We start from the raw sequence: 977 nt of genomic DNA on the forward strand, positions 1-977 counted from the left end.
GTAAGCACACTATAACCGAACGTCTATGAATGCGTCTAACGGCGCAGTATGATCACCTTATCAATTATGATGAGGTGATTTTTTATGACTAAGCTTCAAGATGTTGTTCAAATTAAACTCGATCAATCAAAATCAGGTAAGCCAGCAACACCCGGCAAAGCTTTTCAACTGCGATTAAGTGAAGATAAATCGTTAATCGTCTACAACTATATTAATGGCTATATTCTGGATGCCCTACTAAAGGCGGTGTTTAGTGATGCTGATTGACGTTCGCAAACTCAACGGTATTTATTTAGTTTGTGGTAAAACAGATCTCCGCCGTGGTATTGACGGTTTAGCGCGAGTTGTCACTGAACAGTATGAGTTGGATCCGTATAGTAAATCACTGTTCATGTTTTGTGGGACCCGTAAGGATCGCTACAAAGCGTTATATTGGGATGGTGATGGTTTTTTACTGTTGTATAAACGAATCGATAACGGTCGACTGCAGTGGCCAACTAATCAAAATGAAGTTAAACGGCTGCATACTAAGCAATTGACCCGTTTACTTTCAGGATGGGCCTTGGAATCTTCGATTCATCCAAGTACGCCACCAAAAAGTAGTAGGCAACACGCCTAACTCGTAGTAAAATCATACCAATACATAAACGGACGGTGGCGGTATGTTTGGCAACGACAGAAGAACTTTTGGCAGCAGCGCTTAAACAGAATCAAGAACTACTGAAACAAATCCAATATTTGACGGAACAGGTGGCATATCTGAACCGTAAATTATACGGCCATCAGTCGGAGAAGCTGGGTGACCCTAATCAGACCTCGTTATTCGAAGACGAATCTTTCATGAAACCAGAGCAGACTGGTGAACAAAGCGAAGTGCCGACGACAGTCGGTACTATTGAAAGACGTCCGCGACGAAAACGAGCTGAGGTCATCATTGCCGACTTGCCGCACAAAGAAGTTGTCATTAACACAACTGA

At 42.6% G+C, this 977-nt stretch carries 3 protein-coding genes; all 3 read left to right on the forward strand.

The window, feature by feature from the left end; translation table 11 throughout:
- Positions 1 to 84: 84 nt before the first annotated feature.
- Positions 85 to 267: a hypothetical protein gene (locus tag FFM73_RS12550; protein ID WP_137631949.1), complete on the forward strand. Its 183-nt coding sequence runs from the start codon at positions 85 to 87 to the stop codon at positions 265 to 267.
- Positions 257 to 619, forward strand: coding sequence for an IS66 family insertion sequence element accessory protein TnpB (gene tnpB, locus FFM73_RS12555; protein WP_137631950.1), 363 nt, complete (start codon positions 257 to 259; stop codon positions 617 to 619). The genes FFM73_RS12550 and tnpB overlap by 11 nt, the downstream gene beginning before the upstream one ends.
- Positions 620 to 666: 47 nt before the next feature.
- Positions 667 to 977, forward strand: a 311-nt coding sequence (locus FFM73_RS12905; RefSeq protein ID WP_187695196.1) for an IS66 family transposase, incomplete at its 3' end; no start/stop codon positions are given.

The organism is Secundilactobacillus hailunensis, assembly GCF_005405185.1.
Lineage (GTDB): Bacteria > Bacillota > Bacilli > Lactobacillales > Lactobacillaceae > Secundilactobacillus > Secundilactobacillus hailunensis.

Bases quoted from the DNA above. Each gene is read 5' to 3' on its own strand.
- tnpB (WP_137631950.1), top strand. From the start codon at position 257: ATGCTGATTGACGTTCGCAAACTCAACGGTATTTATTTAGTTTGTGGT.
- FFM73_RS12550 (WP_137631949.1), top strand. From the start codon at position 85: ATGACTAAGCTTCAAGATGTTGTTCAAATTAAACTCGATCAATCAAAA.